27 protein-coding genes are annotated in these 20,396 nt (G+C 64.1%); 22 read left to right on the forward strand and 5 right to left on the reverse strand.

All coding sequences use genetic code 11. From position 1 onward, the window contains the following. Positions 1-111: 111 nt before the first annotated feature. The 11 genes from KHO33_RS38390 (at position 112) to KHO33_RS38440 (ending at position 8,390) form a co-directional block, all read left to right on the forward strand. Entirely contained in the window at positions 112-1,146 is a 1,035-nt protein-coding gene (locus tag KHO33_RS38390; RefSeq protein ID WP_200567893.1) for a type 2 periplasmic-binding domain-containing protein, read from the forward strand. Positions 1,147-1,258: 112 nt separating this feature from the next. Continuing rightward, positions 1,259-1,612 carry a hypothetical protein gene (locus KHO33_RS38395; protein WP_200567892.1) on the forward strand — a complete coding sequence of 118 codons (354 nt, stop codon included), beginning with the start codon at positions 1,259-1,261 and terminating at the stop codon, positions 1,610-1,612. Between the two features lie 4 nt (positions 1,613-1,616). Continuing rightward, entirely contained in the window at positions 1,617-2,057 is a 441-nt protein-coding gene (locus KHO33_RS38400; protein ID WP_200567891.1) for a DUF4054 domain-containing protein, read from the forward strand. Positions 2,058-2,078: 21 nt separating this feature from the next. After that, a complete protein-coding gene (locus KHO33_RS38405; RefSeq protein ID WP_200567890.1) occupies positions 2,079-2,663 on the forward strand; it encodes a hypothetical protein in 585 nt (194 codons plus the stop codon). 83 nt (positions 2,664-2,746) lie between these two features. Continuing rightward, complete coding sequence (locus tag KHO33_RS38410) at positions 2,747-3,064, forward strand: hypothetical protein (protein ID WP_200567889.1); 318 nt, start codon at positions 2,747-2,749, stop codon at positions 3,062-3,064. A gap of 15 nt (positions 3,065-3,079) precedes the next feature. Continuing rightward, positions 3,080-3,610, forward strand: a complete 531-nt coding sequence (locus tag KHO33_RS38415; protein WP_200567888.1) for a phage neck terminator protein — start codon at positions 3,080-3,082, stop codon at positions 3,608-3,610. Positions 3,611-3,682: 72 nt separating this feature from the next. Next, entirely contained in the window at positions 3,683-5,158 is a 1,476-nt protein-coding gene (locus KHO33_RS38420) for a DUF3383 domain-containing protein (RefSeq protein ID WP_200567887.1), read from the forward strand. Between the two features lie 30 nt (positions 5,159-5,188). After that, the gene (locus tag KHO33_RS38425; protein ID WP_200567886.1) at positions 5,189-5,623 is read left to right on the forward strand and encodes a phage tail fiber protein; all 435 of its coding nucleotides are present in this window, start codon (positions 5,189-5,191) and stop codon (positions 5,621-5,623) included. A gap of 22 nt (positions 5,624-5,645) precedes the next feature. Beyond that, positions 5,646-6,029: a hypothetical protein gene (locus tag KHO33_RS38430; RefSeq protein WP_200567885.1), complete on the forward strand. Its 384-nt coding sequence runs from the start codon at positions 5,646-5,648 to the stop codon at positions 6,027-6,029. Then, positions 6,029-6,253: a hypothetical protein gene (locus KHO33_RS38435; RefSeq protein ID WP_200567884.1), complete on the forward strand. Its 225-nt coding sequence runs from the start codon at positions 6,029-6,031 to the stop codon at positions 6,251-6,253. Before KHO33_RS38430 ends, KHO33_RS38435 begins: the two co-directional genes overlap by 1 nt. 4 nt (positions 6,254-6,257) lie before the next feature. Beyond that, positions 6,258-8,390 (forward strand): phage tail tip lysozyme, encoded by a 2,133-nt coding sequence (locus KHO33_RS38440; protein WP_200567883.1) that lies wholly within the window; start codon positions 6,258-6,260, stop codon positions 8,388-8,390. A gap of 12 nt (positions 8,391-8,402) precedes the next feature. Here KHO33_RS38440 and KHO33_RS38445 read toward each other — a convergent pair whose 3' ends face one another. Beyond that, on the reverse strand, positions 8,403-8,678 hold the full coding sequence (locus KHO33_RS38445) for a putative hemolysin (protein ID WP_200567882.1): 276 nt from the start codon (positions 8,676-8,678) through the stop codon (positions 8,403-8,405). A gap of 87 nt (positions 8,679-8,765) precedes the next feature. Here KHO33_RS38445 and KHO33_RS38450 point away from each other — a divergent pair, with 87 nt between their 5' ends. From KHO33_RS38450 to KHO33_RS38465, 4 genes are read left to right on the forward strand one after another with little or no spacing between them, the layout of a single operon-like run. After that, positions 8,766-9,524: a phage baseplate protein gene (locus KHO33_RS38450; protein ID WP_200567881.1), complete on the forward strand. Its 759-nt coding sequence runs from the start codon at positions 8,766-8,768 to the stop codon at positions 9,522-9,524. A 30-nt stretch (positions 9,525-9,554) separates the two neighbouring features. Next, a complete protein-coding gene (locus KHO33_RS38455; protein ID WP_200567880.1) occupies positions 9,555-9,854 on the forward strand; it encodes a phage baseplate plug family protein in 300 nt (99 codons plus the stop codon). Positions 9,855-9,877: 23 nt separating this feature from the next. Beyond that, a complete protein-coding gene (locus tag KHO33_RS38460) occupies positions 9,878-10,726 on the forward strand; it encodes a baseplate hub protein (RefSeq protein WP_211629283.1) in 849 nt (282 codons plus the stop codon). Then, on the forward strand, positions 10,710-11,489 hold the full coding sequence (locus KHO33_RS38465; protein ID WP_234480867.1) for an oxidoreductase: 780 nt from the start codon (positions 10,710-10,712) through the stop codon (positions 11,487-11,489). Before KHO33_RS38460 ends, KHO33_RS38465 begins: the two co-directional genes overlap by 17 nt. A gap of 15 nt (positions 11,490-11,504) precedes the next feature. Here the strand turns inward: KHO33_RS38465 and KHO33_RS38470 are convergent, their stop codons facing one another. After that, entirely contained in the window at positions 11,505-11,807 is a 303-nt protein-coding gene (locus KHO33_RS38470; protein WP_200567878.1) for a restriction endonuclease, read from the reverse strand. Continuing rightward, positions 11,729-13,141 (reverse strand): restriction endonuclease, encoded by a 1,413-nt coding sequence (locus KHO33_RS38475; RefSeq protein ID WP_200567877.1) that lies wholly within the window; start codon positions 13,139-13,141, stop codon positions 11,729-11,731. The genes KHO33_RS38470 and KHO33_RS38475 overlap by 79 nt, the downstream gene beginning before the upstream one ends. Positions 13,142-13,261: 120 nt before the next feature. Between KHO33_RS38475 and KHO33_RS38480 the strand changes: the two genes are divergently transcribed. The 7 genes from KHO33_RS38480 to KHO33_RS38510 all read left to right on the forward strand — a co-directional run bounded on the left by KHO33_RS38480 (position 13,262) and on the right by KHO33_RS38510 (position 19,551). Further along, positions 13,262-13,612, forward strand: coding sequence for a hypothetical protein (locus KHO33_RS38480; protein ID WP_200567876.1), 351 nt, complete (start codon positions 13,262-13,264; stop codon positions 13,610-13,612). Positions 13,613-13,645: 33 nt separating this feature from the next. Next, positions 13,646-14,842, forward strand: a complete 1,197-nt coding sequence (locus tag KHO33_RS38485; RefSeq protein WP_200567875.1) for a baseplate J/gp47 family protein — start codon at positions 13,646-13,648, stop codon at positions 14,840-14,842. Next, positions 14,839-15,522 carry a DUF2612 domain-containing protein gene (locus KHO33_RS38490; RefSeq protein ID WP_200567874.1) on the forward strand — a complete coding sequence of 228 codons (684 nt, stop codon included), beginning with the start codon at positions 14,839-14,841 and terminating at the stop codon, positions 15,520-15,522. The genes KHO33_RS38485 and KHO33_RS38490 overlap by 4 nt, the downstream gene beginning before the upstream one ends. A gap of 208 nt (positions 15,523-15,730) precedes the next feature. Further along, the gene (locus KHO33_RS38495; RefSeq protein ID WP_200567873.1) at positions 15,731-16,705 is read left to right on the forward strand and encodes a hypothetical protein; all 975 of its coding nucleotides are present in this window, start codon (positions 15,731-15,733) and stop codon (positions 16,703-16,705) included. Continuing rightward, a complete protein-coding gene (locus KHO33_RS38500; RefSeq protein WP_200567872.1) occupies positions 16,662-17,096 on the forward strand; it encodes a hypothetical protein in 435 nt (144 codons plus the stop codon). The genes KHO33_RS38495 and KHO33_RS38500 overlap by 44 nt, the downstream gene beginning before the upstream one ends. Before the next feature lie 8 nt (positions 17,097-17,104). After that, positions 17,105-19,012: a hypothetical protein gene (locus KHO33_RS38505; protein WP_200567871.1), complete on the forward strand. Its 1,908-nt coding sequence runs from the start codon at positions 17,105-17,107 to the stop codon at positions 19,010-19,012. 5 nt (positions 19,013-19,017) lie between these two features. Continuing rightward, the gene (locus KHO33_RS38510; RefSeq protein ID WP_200567870.1) at positions 19,018-19,551 is read left to right on the forward strand and encodes a DUF4376 domain-containing protein; all 534 of its coding nucleotides are present in this window, start codon (positions 19,018-19,020) and stop codon (positions 19,549-19,551) included. Positions 19,552-19,642: 91 nt separating this feature from the next. On the opposite strand, the gene KHO33_RS38515 is transcribed toward KHO33_RS38510, so the two are convergent. Continuing rightward, complete coding sequence (locus KHO33_RS38515; RefSeq protein ID WP_200567869.1) at positions 19,643-19,801, reverse strand: hypothetical protein; 159 nt, start codon at positions 19,799-19,801, stop codon at positions 19,643-19,645. A gap of 20 nt (positions 19,802-19,821) precedes the next feature. After that, on the reverse strand, positions 19,822-20,061 hold the full coding sequence (locus KHO33_RS38520) for a hypothetical protein (protein ID WP_200567868.1): 240 nt from the start codon (positions 20,059-20,061) through the stop codon (positions 19,822-19,824). Between the last annotated feature and the right edge of the window lie 335 nt (positions 20,062-20,396).

Here is a 20,396-nt window from a genome sequence, read left to right on the forward strand (position 1 = left end):
GACACACCATTCCCTGTTTTCCATGAAGGCCCGTGACCCGCGCTGTGACCGATGCGCTGGCGCGGGCCTTCTGCATTCTCGCGACAGATAACGCGCGGCGTGGAGCAAGCGATGCGTAATTCCGATTTCGACCAGCTCGAACGCACCTTCGGCATCGTCATGCCCGAAGTGCTCGACTACACGACGAACCTGCTCGCGATGGATGCGCAGCCGCCGCTGGTGACCACCAGCAACGCCGGCATTCCCGCGTGGCTCGCGAACTATATCGACCCGGATTTCGTGCAGATCCTGGTGACGCCCAGCAAGGCCGCGCAGATCCTCGGCGAGGCGAAGAAAGGCGACTGGACCACGCTGACCGCGACCTTCCCGGTGATCGAAAGCACCGGCGAGGTGTCAAGTTACGGCGACTACAACGAGAACGGGTCGGTGAGCGCGAACGCCGACTTCCCGCAACGGCAGTCGTACCACTACCAGACAATGACGCAGTGGGGCGAGCGGCAACTCGAGATGAGCGCGCTCGCGAAGATCGACTACGTGGCGCGCGTGAACATCGCTTCGGCGATCGTGCTCGACAAATTCCAGAACAACACCTATTTCTTCGGCGTCGCGGGCCTGCAGAACTATGGCCTGCTCAATGATCCGCGCCTGTCGCCGTCGCTGGCTCCTGGCGTGAAGGCGTTCAACGCCGGTGCCTCGGGGCCATGGATCACCAACGGCGCGGTCACCGCCACCGCCAACGAGATCTATACCGACATCCAGACGCTCTTCAACGAGCTGGTGCTGCAGTCCGGCGGCCTCATCGAGATGGACACGAAGATGACGCTGGCGATGGCGCCGTCGTCGAGCGTCGCGCTCACGACCACCAACACCTACAACGTGAACGTCACCGACATGCTGAAGAAGAATTTCCCGGCGATGCGGGTCGACACGGCGGTGCAGTACCAGAACGCCGCGGGCGGCAACCTCGTGCAGCTGATCGCCGATGCGGTCGAGGGCCAGAAGACCGGTTACTGCGCGTTCACCGAGAAGCTGCGCGCGCACGGCATTGTGCGTGAAACCAGCAGCTTCAAGCAGAAGAAGTCGCAGGGCTCGTGGGGTTCGGTGATCTTCCAGCCGTTCGCGATCGCCTCGATGCTCGGGGTATGAAGGAACACGCGTGCACAAAGGCATCCATGTGCGTACCACGGGCACAGCCGCCCGCGCCACAGACACACCCGTGAGCGCCACGCAGGGTCCCGTTCATCCGGAGACAGAAAACATGGCAGCCACATCCACCACGACGGTCACAGTCGCCTGCCGGATTCCGCAGGGTCTGCACCTCGATATCGTGAAGCATGGCGAACTGCGCCAGCGCGTCACGCTCAACGGCTCGAACTCGGCGCATGCGGTCGCGGGCTTCGGCATCACGGAACACGTGCCGAAGGATTTCTTCGAGAAGTGGCTCGCTGACCACCAGGCACTGTCCGCAGTCAGGAACGGGCTGGTCTTCGCGCATGCGCAGAAGCGGTCAGCCGAGGCGCAGGCCACCGAGCGGGCCGGACTGAAAAGTGGCCTCGAACCGCTCGACCCGAATAAGCCGGGCAAGGATCTCACCCCGCTGACAAAGGACTGACGCAATGGATGGTGTCGTCACGTTCGACTACCCGGTGTGGGCGATCCGTTACCCCGAACTCATGGCCTCGGTGCCCGAACCACTCGCGCAGGCGTACTTCAACGAGGCGCAACTGTACTGCGACAACACGCCACTGAGTCCGGTGCACGTGCTCACGATCCGTGAGCAGTTCCTCGGCATGCTGACGGCCCACATCGCCGCGCTCAATGCGCCGCTGACTGGTCAGCCGTCCTCGCCGCTGGTCGGCCGCATCAGCAACGCGACCGAGGGCAGCGTGTCGGTACAGACCCAGTACGACGTGCCCGCCGGTTCCGCGCAGTGGTTCGCGCAGACGAAGTATGGCGCGGCATTCTGGGCCGCCACCGCAGCGTACCGCGCGATGCGCTATGTGCCGAGCCCCGCGCGCGACATGGACCCGTACGCACCATTGAGAAAGCCGTGGTGATGTACCTCGGGTGAATGTGTCGTGGCCAGGAACATCCTCTCTGGCGGCGAGCGGCTCGACGCATATCTGCGCGAGATGGCCGCAAACCTCGATGCCCCCGGCATGCTCGAAGTCGGCTTCATGGAAGACGCGACCGAACCGGACGGTACGTCGATCCCCATGATCGCCGCGCTCAATGAGTTCGGCGGCACGGTGACGATTCCCGCGCGCGAGACCACGATCCACCGCAGCCTGAACGAGGCGACCGGCGAGTTCCGCAAAGGCGGCCGGTTCGTGAAGGCGGGCCAGTCGGATTTCGCGACCACCCACACGGTGCCGGAATACACGGTGACCATTCCGCCGCGGCCGTTCTTCCGCTCGATGATCGCGAAAGAAAGCCCGCACTGGGGCGATGACCTTGGTCGCCTGCTGGTGGCGAATGGCTACGACACAGCGCGCGCGTTCGACCAGATGGGCGAGTCGATGCGCGGCGAACTGCAGCAGTCGATCCGCGATCTCAGGACGCCCGCGAATGCGCCTTCGACCATCGCGAGGAAGGGTTCTGATGATCCGCTCATCGACAGCAGCAACCTGCTCAGGAGTGTTGAGCACAGGGTGAAGCGGTAAAGCGCTGAACTCCGGAGTACATCATCAACCTGCATGGCATCGTCAGCCCGTGCGTCGCGGCGGTCAACCCGTGGGTGACGGTCATGATCCAGGCATCCGCCGGCTACACCACCGCTGCCGACGGCAAACGCACGCCCCTGTATGCGCCTGCGGTGCCGGTACTGGCACAGATGCAGTCGCTACAGTTCCGCGACCTGGTGCAGCTTGACGGCCTGAACCTGCAGGGCGAGCGGCGCGCGCTGTATCTGAACGGCAACTGGCAGGGCGTGCTGCGCCCCGAGGTGAAAGGCGGCGATCTCGTGACGCTGCCCGACGCTTCGCTCTGGCTGATCGCCCTCGTGCTCGAAAACTGGTGGCTCACCGACAGCTGGTGCAAGGTCGCGATCACGCGCCAGTCGTAGTGACGAATTGCCGTCATGAATACTCCCGGCCTCAGCCTCACCGAAAGCACGTCGCTCACCGCACTGCGCGCGTTCCTGCTGTCGGTGCTGCCTCCCTGCACGGAGGTCATTCAGGGACAGGAGAACCGCCTGCCCGAACCGCCCGACGCCGACTTCGTCGTGATGACACCGATCCTGCGCGAGCGTCTCGAAACGAACGTGACCACGTATTTCGACCGCTACCCGGATGCGCCTTCGCTGAAGGACGTGCGCCAGCCGACGAAACTCACCATCCAGATCGATGTACATGGTCCGGCCGGCGCTGACCACATGCAGGTCATCACGACACTGTGGCGCGATCCGTACGCATGTGATGCATTTGCCGCCGCGGATCTGGACATCGCGCCGCTGTATGCGAGCGAGCCGCGGCAGGCGCCGTTTCTCAACGAAGCGCAGCAGGTCGAGACGCGCTGGAGCGTCGATCTCGTGATGCAGGTCAATCCGCTGGTCACGGTACCGCAGGACCTCGCGCAATCGCTCGACATCGGCACCGCCGGTATCCCGTGACAGCGTGTGCCTGATTTCTGGTGCCTGAGCGCCTCCCGTAAAGCCTCAATCAGTCCGTCCGGAACTTCCATCATGCCCAACACCATTCCGATCGATCAGATCGTGAAGGTCAATCCGGGCGTACTCGCCGCTGCGGGCGACGCCGTTGACCTGAACGGTCTGATCCTCACCGCGTCCCCGTACGCCCCCACTGGTGAAGCGCTGCTGTTCGCCGACCCGAACGACGTGTCTGCGTATTTCGGGCCGCAGTCGATCGAGGCGCAGATGGCCGCGATCTGTTTCGCCGGCTACCAGAACTGCACGAAGACGCCTGGTGCGCTCTACTTCGCACAGTACAACGAAGTGGCCGTGCCGGCCTGGGTGCGCGGCGCGTCACTCGCCGCGATGACGCTGGAGGAACTGCAGGCCGTCAGCGGCGCTTTCAGCATCGTCGTTGATGGTGTGCCCCATGAGGCCGACCTCGACCTGTCGGCCGCGACGAGCTTCTCGGATGCGGCACAGATCCTCAGTACGGATCTCGCGCTCGATGTCACGTTCGACGCGCAGCACCAGGCATTCGCCGTGACGAATGCGCTCACTGGCGCGGCATCGACCATCTCGGCGGCGACGGGCGCTGCCGCCACGGCGCTCGCCATGGACGCGGCCTCGGGCGCGACCGTCTCGCCCGGGGCGGACCCCGCCACGCCTGGGGCCTTCATGGACAACCTGATCGCGAACGTCACGCAGAACTGGGCGCTCTTCACGACGACGTGGGAGCCGGACCTCGCCGGCAAGACCGCGTTCTCGCAGTGGGCGAGCAGCACCGGGTACCGCTTCGGTTATGCGGGCTACGACTCGGACCCGCAGGCGCGGGTGGCGGGCTCGGCTGCGTGCTGGGGCTACACGCTGAAGTCGCAGGATCTGGATGGCTCGGTGCCGCTCTACGGCGACTGCACGCATGCCGCGTTCGTGCTCGGCTTTGCCGCCTCGCTCGACTTCAGCCGCCTGAACGGCCGCACCACGCTCGCGTTCCGGACCCAGGCGGGCCTCGTGCCCTCTGTCACGAACGCCTCGGACGCGATCGCGCTGAAGGCGAACGGCTACAACTGGTTCGGCGCGTACGCGAACGCCACCGCGCAGTTCAACTTCGCCTACCCGGGCGCGGTGTCGGGCGAATGGGCGTGGCTCGATTCCTATCTGGACCAGATCTGGCTGAACGCGAACCTGCAGCTCGCGATGATCCAGCTGCTGATGGCGGTGGGGTCGCTACCCTACAACGCGCAGGGCGACGCGATGATCGAGGCCGCCTGCATGGACCCGATCAGCCGCGCGGTGAACTTCGGCGCGATCCGCACCGGCATCGCGCTGTCGGATGCGCAGGTCGCCGAAATCCAGAACGCGCTCGGCTTCGATGCGTCGCCCGCGATCGGGGCGAAGGGTTACTACCTCGATATCCAGCCGGCGACGGCCGACATCCGCGCCGCGCGCGCGAGCCCACCCATGACGCTGTATTACACCGACGGCGGCAGCGTCCAGCAGCTCACGCTTGCCAGCATCGCGATCGTCTGAATTTGCGGAGATCTCGCGGGGGATTCCATCATGGCCACCATCACTTCCGCCAATTCGGCCTTCAGCCTCGCGGTGACGAACCTGTATCCGGTGCCGCAGACAATCCAGGGCTATGCCGCCGACGACGCGTTCAGCGCCGAAGCCGTTGAAATGGCCGAGATCGTGATGGGCGTGGACGGCCACATGAGCGGCGGCTTCATCTTCAACCCGACCAATCTCAAGGTGGCGATCATGCCCGACTCGCCGTCGCTGCCTGTCTTCGAGAACTGGATGAGGTTCCAGCGCACCGCGCGCGAGGTGTTCTACGCGAACGGCTCGATCTCGGTTCCGTCGATCAGCCGCAAGTACACGCTGCTCAACGGAATCCTCAAGTCGGGCAACCCGATCGTCAACGCGAAGAAGGTCCTCGAATACGTGTCCTTCGTGATCGCGTTCGAGCGGGTGATCGGCGAAACGACATCATGAGAAAGCGACGGGAGGCAGCAGCATGCGAAAGCAGATCACGTACACGGTCAGCGCAGAGGGGCGCGACCACGGCAAGGTCTTCCAGCTCACCGAGATGCCGGCCGACCAGGCCGAGAAATGGGCGCTGCGCGCGCTGCTCGCGATCGGGCGCGCGGGCATTGACCTGCCGCCCGGCATCGAGCGCGAAGGCATGACGGCGATCGCCCGTGTCGGGCTGGAGGCGCTCATGCGCATCGATTTTAACGATGCCGCACCGCTGCTCGACGAGATGATGGGCTGTGTTTCCATCCAGCCAAACCCGGCCGACCCGAGGATCGTGCGCGCGCTCGTTGCCGACGATATCGAGGAAGTCGCCACCCGCGTGCTGCTGCGCCGTGAGGTGTTCCGCCTGCACACGGGTTTCTGATGGGCCGTCAGGCACTCGACTTCGGCATTCCTGACGGCCCGGACATGCCACGCATGGATTACGTGAATGTGCCGTATTCCATCGCCTTCGCGATCACCAGCGGTTTCGCTAGCCTGCACGACCTGCAGACGGTCTACGGCATCGAGGACCTGTGGGACCTCATCGAGATTCACGCGGTGAACTGCTTCAACGAGGCGCACGCTGCCCACACGGTGCGCGGGTGAAGCGATGCCGACCGTCATTGATACGCTGATCGTCCGGCTCGGACTGGACACGTTCGCGTACCGGAAGGGTGCGGCCGAAGTCGCCGCAACCGGCAGGGAACTCGCGGAGGATCAGGCGACCAGCGCGGACAAGGCGGCGCACGCGGTGGAGAAAGCCGCGAACGAGGCCGCGGCGCAGCAGGAAAAGGCCGCGAAGAAGGCGGCGGACGAACAGGCGAAGGCCGCCAGAAAGGCTGCTGCCGAACAGGCACGCGCCGCGAAAGCCGCCGAAGCCGAAGCGAAGAAGCTCGAACGCCAGTACGAGAAGGTACGCAACGAAATCCTCAGCGTCACCGCTGCGGCGTTCGGCGCGGCGGCGATCCGGGATTTCTTCAGCTCGGTGGTGAGCGGCCAGTCGCGCCTCGCGTCCACCTCGAAGGATTTCAGCCTGTCGGCGCGCGAACTCGACGCGTGGCACAAGACCGCGCAGACCGCGCTCGGTGGAACTGCCGAAGGGTTCGACAAGTCCGTGCAGTCGATCCTCAGCGGCATCGAGGCGTTCAAGGCGGGTGATGCCTCGAACATGGTTGTGGCTTCCCTCCAGCAGCTCGGCGTGAAGGCCACCGATGCGTCGGGCCGCATGCGGCCGATGAAGGACATCCTGCTCGATTTGTCGACCGCGTTCAGGAAGATGCCGAACCGCCAGGACCAGCTACTCTGGTCGCAGCGGCTGGGTCTCGATGAAGGGACGCTGAATTTATTGCGCCAGGGACGCGGCGCGGTACAGAACCTGTACGACACGCAGTACCGCAATTCGAAGGTCACCGAAGCGAGCGCGCAGCAGGCGGAGGATACGCGCAAGGCATGGGCGGAACTCGGCAACACGTGGGAGGACATCAGGAACACATTGTTTGTGGATCTGACGCCCGCGATGAAAGTGCTCAACAGCGTGCTGCGGGAACTTGGGAAACTCATGGAGGCGCATCCGGACCTGACAGCCGGCCTTTTCGGCACGCTGATGGCGGTCTCGACGATCGGCGGTGTCCTGAAGCTGACCGGTGCGCTCGGTGGCCTGCGCACGATCCTTGGCGCGGTCGGCCGGATGCTCGGGCTGGGTGGTGCAGCCGGTGCTGCGGGCGGTGCCGCCGAAGGGGCTGCGGCTGCCGCGGGCGGCGGTCTGCTGGGGACGCTGGGGACGGCAGGCGTGCTCGCGTGGCTCGGACTGCAAGGCGCGAAGGCGGCCGGGCTGCCGGACACGGATGTCGCGAAGGGGCGCGCCGATGTGAAGCGTGGCGAGTGGCTCAAGGCCTCGGCCGATCTGCCACTGGCCGATTTCGTAAAGGCGGTGTGGAACCACGTCACAGGCGGCGAGAAGCCGCTGGCCGATGCGTCGAAGGCCCAGCAGGATGCGGCCCACGCGCTCGTTGATGCGGCGAAGCAGCTCGCGAATGCCGTCTCCTCCCCGGCCCAGGCCGCCGACATGTCATCCGCTGCATCGAATGCGCCTGCGTCCGGGCGGTCCCGTGCCGCGGTCGCCACCTTCATGAAAATGGGCTGGTCGAAGGAGCAGGCGGCAGGCCTCGCCGCGAACCTGAACATCGAGAGCGGCCTGCGACCCAACATCGTGGGAGACAGCGGCGCGGCGTACGGTATCGGCCAGTGGCACGCGGACCGTCAGGCGGAATTCAAACGCGTTTTCGGTCACGACATCCGCAGCTCCACGCTCGATGAACAGCTGCAGTTCGTCCATTACGAACTGACGCGGGGCCGCGAACAGGCGGCTGGCCGCGCACTGAGGCAGGCCGCATCGGCCGGTGAAGCCGGCGCGATCGTCTCGGCTAAATACGAACGGCCGCTGAATGTCGAAAAGGAAATCGCCAAACGCTCCACGGCGGCGAGCGCGCTGTACGGTTCGCTCGGCGCATCAGGTGCGGGCAGCGCAGGCATGCCAACGATGGCGCCCATGCTGGCGGCAGGCAATCGCGCGGCTTATGCGGGTGGCGCGACGGTGAACAGCAACAACAAAACCGAGACGCACATCGGGCAGATCACCGTGATGGCGAGCGACCCAAAGGATGGCGCGAAGGTGGGTCACGACCTGCGCAGCGACCTGGCGCAGCATGCACTGATTGCGAACGCATCGTATGGCATGACGTAGAAACCCGACGCGCTACTTCTGGTCCGGCGAGCATTCGTCGCGCAGCAGCGCCCACTGCTCGCAGCGCCTGCCGTTCGGAAAACTGCACATGCCCACCGCGCCACTGGAAGCGTGAATCATGTGCAGCGTGCCACCCTGCCTGACGCAGTTGACGGATGCCGGATTGGACATGCTCGCCTGCCGGGCAGCCTGAACCGGCGTAGCCCCCGCAGCGCCGGGCGGCAGGGGCTGCGCGGAAGCGGCCATCACGAAAAGGCCCGTGACAGCGGACATGAGGAATTTTTTCATTGTGTGCTCGTCCTGTTGATGTGCCGATTTCCGGATCGACTATAGCAACAGTGAACCGGGCTGTGTGCAGAGTATGCCGGTGATCCCATGCCGTTAATTCCATTCCCCGATGTGCCGCCGGTAGCGGGCGTGCCTGACCTGAACCGCTTGCCGCTGGCGGTTGGTGTGCTCACCGGCGTCACGCAGGCGATCCAGGCGCTCGACTACTTTGGCCTGCTGTCTGCCGATGTGCCGCAGTGGATCATCGCCGACGATCAGGGTCATGCGCTGGTGACACCTGATTCGGTGGTTGATCTGGGTTTTCGGGGCGAGCAGCGCATTGCGTCGTACCCGGTCGAGGCCGGCTCGTTCGCGGCGTACAACAAGGTCGCCACGCCGCAGGAACTCACGCTGCGCCTGTCGTGCGGGGGCCGTAACATGAGCCGCGAGCTGTTCCTGCTCGAACTTGAGTTTTTGTGGGAATCGCTCACGCTTGTGAATGTGGTCACGCCTGATGCGACCTATCGCAGTTTCAACATCGACCGGCTCGACTACCAGCGCAAGAGTTCGTCGGGTTTGTCGCTGATTGTGGCCGAGATTCATTTTAGCGAGATCCGCGTGAGCGCGCAGGCGGCGTATTCGAACACCGCGACAGCGTCCGGGAATGACCCGCAGAGTCAGGGACCGATCAACACGAACAGCGATACGTCGCAGCTCCCGGCGACCGTCTCGCCGTCGACCCAGGCGCTGCTCGACTCCCCCACCATGACGCCGGAAACGAAGGCGCTCATCCTGCAGCAGGAATCCAACATGGCAAGCGCCGGAAAGATACTTGATTCCGGCGCGAACCATGTGGGTATCCAGTAGCCCCCCCGGCTGGCCTTACCGTCGTGTTTCATGGAACTGATTCCCCTGGCTGCCGTGCCTTCGCAGCAGTTGAGCGTCGTGCTCGCCCAGCAGAATTGCGGGATCAATGTCTACCAGAAGCGCACCGGCCTGTTTATCGATCTCTATGTGGCAGGCGCACCCATCATGACAGGCGTGCTGTGTCGTGACCGTTCGTATCTCGTGCGCCGGCCATACCTGGGCTTTAGCGGTGAGCTTGCGTTTGTTGACACGCAAGGCCTGCTCGACCCGCGATACACGGGTCTGGGCAGCCGCTGGCAAATGGTCTACATCGGCGAGGTGGCATCCTGAGCTTCGCCCAGCGGCAGATTGACGTGAGGTTCGATCTTGCCAGAACCGCCTTTCCCGGTGGCAGCCAGCGTCTCGACCTCGCCAGGCACCGGGTTCATGTCACGATTTCGAACAACGGCGGCGGCATGGCGATGCCGACGCTAAGCCTGCGCATCTTCGGCATGAAGCTCGCCGATATGGGCGCGCTCGCCACACGCGGGCTCACCGGCCTCGCGGTCAACGGCGACCAGGTGAGCGTGATGGCCGGGAATGTCGGTGGCCTGCTCAACGCGGTCTTCACGGGCACGATCTACTCGGCGGTGCCGGATTTCAGCGGCACGCCCGAGGTGTCGTTCGTCGTGAGCGCCACCAGCGGTTTCCTGCATCGCATCCAGGCGGCGCCGGCCAACAGCTTTCCCGGCACGCAGGACGTGGCGAGCATCATTGGCGGTCTCGCGCAGCAGGCCGGGTTCGCGTTCCGCAGCCACGGTGTTACCGCGAAGATCGCCGGCCAGTATCTGAGCGGCACGGTCATGGACCAGATCGAGCGCGTCGCGGCAGCCTCGCAGACGATCGTGCTGCTCGACCAGCAGGTCATGCACATCTGGCCCAACGGCGGCGCTCCCGACTTCCCGGCCATCACGCTGTCACCACAGACCGGCAGGTCGGGTTATCCGACCTTCACGGCGACCGGTATCGAGGTGAAGTGTGAATGGCATCCGGCGCTCCTGTTCGGCACGAAGGCGACCGTCCAGTCGATGGTGCCGATGGCATCCGGCGAGTGGCAGGTCATGCGCGCCGATCATGAACTCTCGACGCTCACGCCCGACGGCGCGTGGTTCAGCGTCCTTAACCTGTGCCCGCCGGGGTATCTCGGTGTCAACCCCAACTAGCCCTGCTGGTCCGGCGGCTTCGGCTGTTGCGAGCATCCGGCCGTGGTCACTCGCCAGCGAATATGACCGGCACCGCAGCATCGTCGAACAGCTGCTCGCGCGCGTGCGCACCGCGTATCTCGGCCAGGTGATCGCGGTGAACCAGAACGGCACGGTCGACGGGGTTGCCCATGCTGCGGGCACGCTTGACGTGCAGCCGCTGGTGGGCCAGCTCGACGGCGCGGGCGACGTGATCGCGCATGGCGTGATCCACGGCATTCCGTACCTGCGTCTCACCGGTGGCGTGAACGCGGTGATTCTCGATCCGCAGCCGGGCGATATCGGGCTTGTCGCCGTGTGTGACCGCGACAGCTCGTCGGTGCGCGCGAACCTCGCGCCCGCCGCGCCGGGCAGCCTGCGCAAGCACGACATGTCGGATTCGGTCTACGTGATGACCGTGCTCTCCGGGGTGCCGCAGCAGTACGTCGCGTTCTCACCTGCGGGCATCGACATCGTGTCGCCGTCGCGCATCCGGCTGGCGGCGCCATCCATCGTACTGCAGGCGGACAGCGAGATTGGCCTGACTGCCGGTACGCAGGTCGTGAACGCCGCGCCGGCGATTGAACTCGACGGTGCGATCACCCAGGGCGAAGGGCCGAACGGTGGCGAAGCGAAAATGGCCGGGCCGCTCACCGTGCAGCAGGACGTAATCGCAGCAGGCACCAGCGTGCATGGTCATACGCACCGCGATTCGGAGGGCGGCATGACAAGTGCGCCGTTGTGACCTCAAAGCTGTTGCTTATGCGTCTGGCCCAATATCCGTCCAGTCATCAGGCATCACGATCTTTGCTTCAATGCTTGCGTGTTCCTCCAGCAAGTAGAGCAGGTTGCTTCCGCCGAGCAGTTCGATGGGTTTGCCGTTGGCGAATTCGAATGCTGCTTTACCGTATCCACTGGTAGTCACAAGAATACCCTTGGACGCGCCCTCGTTCTGCATGGTACCGAACAGATCGCGGACCGCACTCACTCCGACCGTGTTCTTGTAACGCTTGGCTTGGATGATGACCTTACCACCGAAAATCGGTCTCGGATCGAACGCCACGCAATCGACCCCCCATCGCGCGAGGCCTGTGTTAAGCGCGTCTCGAGGCCCATGGCTTGAAACAGGTTTGTGATGAGCGACTCGAACTCGCCAGGTGAAAGATCCATGAGGTTTGAACGCTGGTCTAACTTGGACAGCACGTCATCCTCGATAATGAAGCGGGGATCGGACATGTTCAACTCGAGAATTGGGCGAACCGGTGCCAGCTCTGCGGCGCTCTTCGAGACAGAAGCATTTAACGTTTTCAGACATGCTGCTGGCTCTACATGTTCGAGATCGACATCGTGGAAGGTGTCGCGACTCGTACGTACCGTAACAATACATGGACGCACTTTCTTACCCGTACCACGGTCTATGGCATCAACGAAGCCGTTGAAAACTACAGTATCAACATGTTCAGCTATGTCGGCGGAATAGATTTCGTGAAGCGAGCGAAGAACAGTCTGCGCGACCACCGAAGCATAGGTCGCGCGGCGCTGACTTTCTGGCCGCAGGCTCTCAGTTACGGTGTCCGACGATTTGACATATTTGAAATTTTTTTGCACGGGAATGAGATTTTCATAGCCGGGCAGATCGTACGCAACGATCAATTGCTTTGATTCGGGCTGGTATTGGGCAACGGCGGCCTGCGGAAAACCGTCAGGGTATGGGCTACTTCCAATGACCAGCGCGAAATAAGATGCGACCGCCTCCGGTTCACGTTCGCTCAAGGCCTGTTCAAACTGGCGGATGGTCTCGTTGTGCTCCTCGGCCTTCTTTTTCGCCGCGTCCACGGCAAGCTTGTGTTTGTCACGTTGCTTCTGGATCGCGAACTGTCGCTGCGCCTCGGCATCCCTGAATTGTTGTTCGGCGATAGCGAACGCATTTTTTGCCGCCGAGAGGCGTTGTTCGTATGAACGACGAACCCAGGGGAGTATTCCAGCTATCGCGCTGGGTTTTTGTGGTTCGGACCACTGCGGGGAGGCTGCGGGGTGTGCGAGTGAGCCAAGATCGAGTTGCGGCGACTCTGGCTCGACGCGCAACTTCGTGAGATCAATGACTGCGCTCCTGTGCAGGCCATCAATCAGTATGCGATCCAGCGACTGCAGAACCTGTTCGAGTTGCTCGTTTTGACTCTCCACTTCAGCAAGGCGAGATTCAGCGTACAGGCGTTTCCGTTCCTTTTCATCCGCTAGCTGATCGCGTTCGTATGCACGTTGAGCTCTTTCAGCCTCGCGGACGGCGCGCATCTGTGCGCGTTGCTGACTTTCAATGTGCCGCTGATGCGCTCGCGCCGAACGTTCCATTTCCCGCGAAAGCCGGTTGATGCTGCTGACGAATCCTCGTCGGGCCATGCCGCCTCCTGATCATAGGTAGCGGAGTGTAGCAATACTTACCGACTCAACGCTAGTTTCAAGACGGTTCTTACTCGCGTCAGCTGTCAGATTTATGCTTCATGAATGATGGAGTGTGGTGTGAAAACGCTGCTGCTCGACCGCACGGCGTGGGACCTTGTGCTCGATGCAAACGACGACATCGCGTGCGCTTCGGATCCCTACCAGATCGCCCAGGACGTCGCGAGTGCGGTCCGCACGTTTCGCGGCGAGTGTTTTTACGACACCACGCTGGGCCTGCCGTACTGGCAGAACATACTGGGCCAGTTGCCACCGGCCTCGTTCATCCAGTCGGAAATAGTGCAGGCCGCGCTCACGGTGCCCAACGTCGTGTCGGCCACCGTGGTCAGTCTCGCGCTGAACGACCGGACCTTCAGCGGGGAGATCGACGTCACGGATACCCGCGGCAACACGCAAACCGTCACGTTCTGAAATCCTGCAATTCCTGATGCTGCAGGCCTCGCCATGCAGACCAACGTTCCGCCGATCCGGTTCACGGATCAGGGAGCGGTGCTGCCCGCCGAATCCGCGATCCTCGCTGGCGTGCAGGCCGATATCAACGCGGCGTTCGGCGGCGGCGTCAATCCGGGGCTAACCACGCCGCAGGGGCAGATCGCGCAGTCGCTCACCGCGATCATCGGCGATGCGAACGGCGACATTCTCGAAGTCGCGAACCAGGTCGATCCCGATGTCGCCTCCGGTCGCTGGCAGGACGCGATCGGCCGCATCTACTTCCTGAACCGCATCGCGGCGTCAGGGACCGTCGTCACCGCGACCTGCACCGGGCTCGTCGGCGCGGTGATTCCCGCCGGTTCGGTCGCGCAGGACGTGAACGGCTACCTGTATGCATCGACCACCGCAGCGGTCATTCCCGCCTCGGGCCAGGTGGAGGTGCCGTTCCAGTGCCAGACGAAGGGACCCGTCGCCTGTCCGATCGGCGCGCTCGCGACGATCTACACCGCCGTGCAGGGCTGGGACCGCGTGCCGAATGCGACGGCCGGCACGCCCGGGCAGAACGTTGAGACGCGCGCGCAGTTCGAGGCAAGGCGCAGGCTGTCGGTTGCCATCAATGCCGTCAACAGCGTGCAGGCCGTCTATGCGGCGGTGCTGTCGGTGGCCAACGTGCTCGACGCGTTCGTGATCGACAACCCGACCGGTGCAACCGTGAACTACGGTGCGACGGACTATCCGCTGCTGCCGCATTCGGTGTTCTTGTCGGCCATCGGCGGCGATGCTTCGCCCATCGCGCAGGCGATCTGGAGCAAAAAGGCGCCCGGCTGCGACTACAACGGCGACACGTCGTGGATCGTCGATGACACCAGCTACAACGCCCCGCAGCCGCAGTACACGGTGACATGGGTCACGCCCGCGCCAGTGCAGTGCTGCTTCACCGTGACGATCCAGGCCAATGACCAGTCGCCGGCCAGCATCACCTCGCTGATCCAGCGGGCGATTCTCGCGGCGTTTAACGGCGAGGACGGCGGCGTGAAGGCGCGCATCGGCTCGACTACCTATCCGGGGCGCTACTACGCGGGCGTGGCCGCAACGCACCCGAATGTGAACATCTACTCGATCGCGCTCGCGTTTGGCATCGACCAGTATCCGACGCTCGATCCGTCCAACGTTTCCGTGCTGCAGCTCAGTCAGGACATGCGGTCATGAAGAACTGGACCGACACGCTGCTCGCGCAGTCCGCGAATTCGCCGACGATCACGGCGATGCTCGACTGTCTGAACCAGGATATCGGGCCGCATGCCGGGCTCGAGTCGTTTTACGACGCGATCTGGAATGTGACGACCGCGCTCGGCTATGGGCTCGACGTGTGGGGCAGGATCGTCAACGTGAAACGTTGCGTGATGGCGGCGATTCCGCCGGCGCAGTTCGGCTTTGCCGAGGAGTTCAGTGAAACGGACGCGGCAAGTGGCGTACAGCCGTTCAGTTACGGGGTGTTCAACGACGGCGCGCCGCCGGTGGTGCGCAACGTGCAGCTCGACAACGACACGTACCGCACGCTCATCATGACGAAGGGGATGGCGAACATCACGGACTGCACGGCCCGCTCGCTCAATGCGCTACTTGCGTACCTGTTCGCCGGGCGCGGGCGCTGCTATGCGCTCGATACCGGCGCCATGACGATGCAGTACACCTTCGAATTTGCGCTGTCGATCCTCGAGGTGGCGATCCTCACGCAGTCGGGCATCCTGCCGCGTCCGACCGGTGTGCTCGCCAATCTCGTGCAGGCGCAGCCGGGGACGCTGTTCGGCTTCTCGGAGGCGGGCGCGGACGTGTACCTGCCGTTCGATCAGGGCGTGTTCTTCACGGGGGCGCTTCAGGCGAACTGAGAGGCAAACTGACTTTGCAAACCCATCATGCAGGCTGACCAGACACCGACCCTCACGCCGCTCGCCTTCGCACAGAACGGGCTGCGTAACGCTATTCCTGAAGACTCCCAGGTGGGCCTCGTGCCCGGCGCGGCGTCGCTCAACGACGGCTTTCCGCCCGCGATCATGCTGCCGCCCACCCAGGGCGGCGTGCCGCCGTCGGGGCGCGATGTCAACAGGCATCCTGTTCCTGCTCGCGCTGACGATCCGCTGGGTGCAGGCGGGCGGCTCGTTCTGTTACGACGCCACCTTCGCGAACGATCCGGCCGTCGGCGGCTATCCGAAGGGGGCCGTGCTGCTGCGCGCCGACCTCGCGGGCTTCTGGTTCAACCTCGCCGACAACAACACCACCGACCCCGATGCCACCGATGCGAATGATCCCAATGCGGCCCGCAACTGGGTACCGGTGAACGCCGACTGGAATGCGGTCTCGGGTCCGGGCGTGATCCTGAACCGCCCGGACCTCGCCGAGGTCGCGACCAGCGGCAGCTACAGCGACCTCACCGGCAGGCCGGCCATTCCCGCCGCACAGGTGAATTCAGACTGGAACGCGGGCTCGGGGGTCGCGGCGATTCTCAACAGACCGGCGCTCGCCGCAGTCGCGACCTCGGGCAGCTACGACGACCTGTCGAACAGGCCGCCCCCAGCCACCAACAACCCGTCGGTCGGCACCGGCAACGCAGTCGTGTTCGACTGGGTGTTGCCCGCGCTGAATCTCCATGTGGACGGCCAGATAGAAGGACAGCTCTATTCGAGCGCGTGGTGGGCTCCGATGACGGTCGGCGTGGTTGGCCTATCACGAACTGGTCGAGCAGGGCAGCACGGGCAGTCCCGGCGACATCCACAACGGTATCACGGGTACCGGGGGTGCCACGCGGCCGGGCTCCTGGATGAACTGCGGCGGCCAGACGTCGAACAACAACTGGGATCTGTGGCTCAGGATTGCTTAACGAGGATTGCGCAACGGGGATCGCGCAATCAGGATTCCAATGATGGACTACACGGACGTGACGCACCCCGTCTACGCGGGCGCGGACCGCTCGGCGATTGCGTGTCAGGTGAGCTTCACCCGGTTCGCCCGGCCCGTGCCGTTCCTCGCAATGGCGTCGGACCCCGAGGCGCACGGGCAGCAGATCTTCGCTGAACTGACCGCTGGAAAATACGGTCCCATCGGCCCCTATGTAGTGTCCGGGCTGCCACCAGACGGGCAGTTCGCCGCCGTGATTTCGGCAGGACTCGCGATCACGTGCACTTCAGCGCCCGCCGTGACGGGGACCTACGGCGTGTCCAACCGCGACCTGTCAGCCATCATGGCCGAAGCGCAGTTCATCGGGCTGTTTGGCGAATTCACCTGCGGCGGTCCGGTGTCGCCGTGGCCAGACATCGACGGCCAGCTTCACGTGTTCCCGGATACGGCGACCTTCCTGCGCTTCGCGAAGGCCGTTGCGCAATATGTTTCGGCCTGCAGACAGACGAGGGATGCGTTGCGCGCGGGTCGACCCGCAACGTTTCCGGCGGACACGGCCAGCCTCTGAGATTTGTGATGGACTCGAACCAGCAGCCACCGCCGATGCCGGTGCCGTTCGCGCTGAACGGCGCAAAAAATGCGATCCCGCAGGCCTCGCAGATCAGCGTCACGCCGGGCGCGGCCTCGTTCAATGACGGCTTCCCGCCGCTGACGATGACCGATCCACTCGCGGGCGGCATTCCGCCGTTCGGCCGCGACATGAACGGCATCCTGTATCTGATCTCGCAGACCACCTGGTGGAAACAGGCCGGGGGCTCGTTCGTCTACAACGCGCAGTTCGCGAACGATCCCAATGTCGGTGGCTATCCGGCTGGCGCGATGCTGCTGCGCGCCGATCTCGCGAGTTTCTGGTTCAACCTCGCCGAGCACAATACAACCAGTCCCGATGTGACCGACGGTTCTTCGCAGGGTTGGGTGGCACTCAATGCCGACTGGAATGCGAGCGCCGGGCCGGGCCTGATTCTCAACAAACCGGAGCTGGCGAAAGTCGCGACCAGCGGCAGCTACGTCGACCTGTCGGACACGCCGGCCGTGCCCGCCCCTCAGGTCAACGCGGACTGGGACGCGAACTCGGGCGTCGCGCAGATCCTGAACCGGCCCAACGTCAACCCGGGCGACAACAGCCTCGCGGCGGACGCCAGCGGTCTGCGCGTGCAGGGCGAAATCGTCCCCATCACCGCGACCAACGCAGTCATCCCCGACGACTGCAACGGGAAAGTCTTCAAGGTCATCGATCCGGCCGTCAACGCGCTGCCGCTACCCTGGAACGCGAACGTTGGTGCGGGCCGGCAGTTCAGGATCATCAACATGGCCGCGCCGCAACTGGTGCTTCGGGCCACCGCGCCGGACATGCTCGACGACGTGACGTTCACGAACCGCGCGATCGGCTCGGTCATGATCCCCCAGGGGTCGGTCGCGACCGTCTCCTATGGTGATACGAACATCACGGTGCAGTCGCAACTGGGCGTCGGTGTGCAGCCCTGGGACCTGGTGCAGCTTGATGCCAATGGCCGACTACCCAGGGTTGACGGAAGCCAGCTCACCGGGATTGATGGCACGCTGATCGCCGTGACGGTCTATTCGGTCGTAGCGCAGACGGTGAGCTTCGCTACCGTCCCGCAAAGCATCAGCTGCACCGTGGGTCTGCCGCTGGCAGGCTCGCCCGTCGCGTTCACGACGACAGGGGCGCTCCCGCCGGAACTGGTTGCAGGCACAACGTATTACGTTGTCAGCCCTTCTCAGGTTAACAGCCAGTTCCGGGTATCGGCCACGAGGAATGGGGCGCCGATCGCGGTCAGTTCAGTGGGCACCGGTACCCATTCCATCGCCAACCCGCCCTGGCTGAAGGCGACCAGCAATCCCGCGCTGGTGGATTTCGAGCTGCAGGGCGGCGGGGGCGCCGGCGGACTGGGTGGCCCCAGCAACGGCAGCGGCACGGCGACAGGCGGAGGAGCAGGAGGCTATGCGCGCCTGCGCCGGCCTGCCAGCGCGTTGCCCGACAGCCTGGGCATCACGATCGGCGCAGGTGGTCTGCCGCCATCGGCAACGGGCTACAGCAATCCGGGTGGCACCACGTCACTGGGCACGCTCGCGTCTGCGACCGGCGGAGGCGGTGGATACGGGTATTCGAATAACCAGCTCATTCTCGGCACGCCCGGAGGAACGGCGGTCGGTGGCGACCTGATCATCGATGGCCAGGGTTCGGCACCAGTGATCGTTACCAGCCCGCAAACTGCCACCAGTGGCGGAAGCTCCATGTTCGGATTTGGCGGCATGGGCTGGGCCTATCTGGGAGGCTCAACTCCCAAAACAGATGCCACGGGACGCGGCGCGGGTGGGGCAGGTGGCAATGCCACTAGCAGTGGCGGATTCGGTGTGGGTCGGGGCACGGACGGCCTGATCATTGCCCGGGAGTATGCGTGATGGTAATGAGAGCAAGAATCGACAACGGCCGCGTGGCGGAAGTGCTCAGCGCAGCTCCCTTTCCGGAGTTTCATCCGGCACTGGTCTGGGTAGATGCGCCACCAGACGTGCGGCCTGGCTGGTGGTATACGGACGGGCAGTTCACTGATCACGATCCCGAGATCGACAACGTGCGCGCCAGCAAGCTTGCGGAACTCTCTGCGGCGTGCGAGGCGCTCATTCTCTCCGGCTTCCACTCGGACACGCTCGGTGCGCCGCGTCTCTATCCTTACACTGATCGAGACCAGATGAATCTGCACGTTGCGGTGCTTGACGCCGCGATCAATGCTGATACGGTTGACTGGGCGACACCGCTGATGTGCGCGGATGCCGCTGGCGCATGGTCGTATGTGATGCACAGCCCGGCGCAAACGATCGCGGTGGGCGATGCGGCCAATGCGTTCAGGATTGCCGCGCTGATGAAAAATGCGCGGCTCGCGCAATGCGTCGCCGAGGCGGCGACGATCGATGAAATCAACGCGATCGGCTGGGACAAATGAAATCTGTGTTCCCTGGAACAGTCTGCTGCCGGACCCTGCTGGCCGGGCTGGCCGCGTGCCTCATCGTGATCATCACTGGCTGTACGCTCATCTACATCGAAGGCGATTCGAACACTGTGCGCGACATAGAAGGCCATAGCGGCACGGTTGCCGTACCCGAGTCCGCGTTCGACAGGTCACTGACCCGATAGCGCGCGGTCGCGGCTGTTTGCGGCAAGCCGTAGCCGTCAACCGCGATGCCTGTGGTCATGGGAGCAACCATCACGAGGGTTACCGCAGAAGTTCCTCGATGTCCGGCTCAGGTGCGTCGGGATCGCCTCCCAACGCGCGCAGCACGTCCCGCAGGAATGCTTCCTCTGCTGCGGCAAACTCCGGCGTACCGGTTATGAACTCGTCGGGATTGGACAACCCCTTTGCCTTCCGGATCGCTGCCACGCTCAGGCCCAGGGCCTGGGACTCCGCGTATCGGGGATGGCCGGGGCCGAAACGCTGATCTTTTTCATTTTCCATGCCGCCTATATCGGCAGGAGCCGGCGAACCTATAGGGGGAACGTGGTCAGCGTACCGCAGGCGGCATCCCGTCTCCGGCTACATCGGGCGTCCCGGCACCCGCGCCTCCAGCGAGCATTGTCGATGGTCCGGCCATATTGCCCGAACGGACATCACTGCGCCGCGTGGCCATGCACAGGTCGCGGAAACGCGACATGCCCGAGTCGTAGCCCTGCAGCGTCTGCGCAAGCCGCGACCTGTGATCCTGCTCCCGCTCCGAACCTTCCGACTCCGGGTCGGTCCGCTTCCAGAAAACAACTATCCGGTCGTCCTACGTCGAGCGTCTCACGACGCCG

The organism is Paraburkholderia nemoris (assembly GCF_905221015.1).
GTDB lineage: Bacteria > Pseudomonadota > Gammaproteobacteria > Burkholderiales > Burkholderiaceae > Paraburkholderia > Paraburkholderia nemoris.

Coding starts and splice junctions, on each gene's coding strand:
- KHO33_RS38495 (WP_200567873.1), top strand. CDS start 15,731: ATGTCAACAGGCATCCTGTTCCTGCTCGCGCTGACGATCCGCTGGGTG.
- KHO33_RS38415 (WP_200567888.1), top strand. CDS start 3,080: ATGAATACTCCCGGCCTCAGCCTCACCGAAAGCACGTCGCTCACCGCA.
- KHO33_RS38390 (WP_200567893.1), top strand. CDS start 112: ATGCGTAATTCCGATTTCGACCAGCTCGAACGCACCTTCGGCATCGTC.
- KHO33_RS38520 (WP_200567868.1), bottom strand. CDS start 20,061: ATGGAAAATGAAAAAGATCAGCGTTTCGGCCCCGGCCATCCCCGATAC.
- KHO33_RS38445 (WP_200567882.1), bottom strand. CDS start 8,678: ATGAAAAAATTCCTCATGTCCGCTGTCACGGGCCTTTTCGTGATGGCC.
- KHO33_RS38475 (WP_200567877.1), bottom strand. CDS start 13,141: ATGGCCCGACGAGGATTCGTCAGCAGCATCAACCGGCTTTCGCGGGAA.
- KHO33_RS38395 (WP_200567892.1), top strand. CDS start 1,259: ATGGCAGCCACATCCACCACGACGGTCACAGTCGCCTGCCGGATTCCG.
- KHO33_RS38455 (WP_200567880.1), top strand. CDS start 9,555: ATGGAACTGATTCCCCTGGCTGCCGTGCCTTCGCAGCAGTTGAGCGTC.
- KHO33_RS38420 (WP_200567887.1), top strand. CDS start 3,683: ATGCCCAACACCATTCCGATCGATCAGATCGTGAAGGTCAATCCGGGC.
- KHO33_RS38430 (WP_200567885.1), top strand. CDS start 5,646: ATGCGAAAGCAGATCACGTACACGGTCAGCGCAGAGGGGCGCGACCAC.
- KHO33_RS38500 (WP_200567872.1), top strand. CDS start 16,662: ATGGCGTCGGACCCCGAGGCGCACGGGCAGCAGATCTTCGCTGAACTG.
- KHO33_RS38505 (WP_200567871.1), top strand. CDS start 17,105: ATGGACTCGAACCAGCAGCCACCGCCGATGCCGGTGCCGTTCGCGCTG.
- KHO33_RS38410 (WP_200567889.1), top strand. CDS start 2,747: ATGATCCAGGCATCCGCCGGCTACACCACCGCTGCCGACGGCAAACGC.
- KHO33_RS38515 (WP_200567869.1), bottom strand. CDS start 19,801: ATGACCACAGGCATCGCGGTTGACGGCTACGGCTTGCCGCAAACAGCC.
- KHO33_RS38425 (WP_200567886.1), top strand. CDS start 5,189: ATGGCCACCATCACTTCCGCCAATTCGGCCTTCAGCCTCGCGGTGACG.
- KHO33_RS38450 (WP_200567881.1), top strand. CDS start 8,766: ATGCCGTTAATTCCATTCCCCGATGTGCCGCCGGTAGCGGGCGTGCCT.
- KHO33_RS38485 (WP_200567875.1), top strand. CDS start 13,646: ATGCAGACCAACGTTCCGCCGATCCGGTTCACGGATCAGGGAGCGGTG.
- KHO33_RS38400 (WP_200567891.1), top strand. CDS start 1,617: ATGGATGGTGTCGTCACGTTCGACTACCCGGTGTGGGCGATCCGTTAC.
- KHO33_RS38435 (WP_200567884.1), top strand. CDS start 6,029: ATGGGCCGTCAGGCACTCGACTTCGGCATTCCTGACGGCCCGGACATG.
- KHO33_RS38510 (WP_200567870.1), top strand. CDS start 19,018: ATGAGAGCAAGAATCGACAACGGCCGCGTGGCGGAAGTGCTCAGCGCA.
- KHO33_RS38490 (WP_200567874.1), top strand. CDS start 14,839: ATGAAGAACTGGACCGACACGCTGCTCGCGCAGTCCGCGAATTCGCCG.
- KHO33_RS38440 (WP_200567883.1), top strand. CDS start 6,258: ATGCCGACCGTCATTGATACGCTGATCGTCCGGCTCGGACTGGACACG.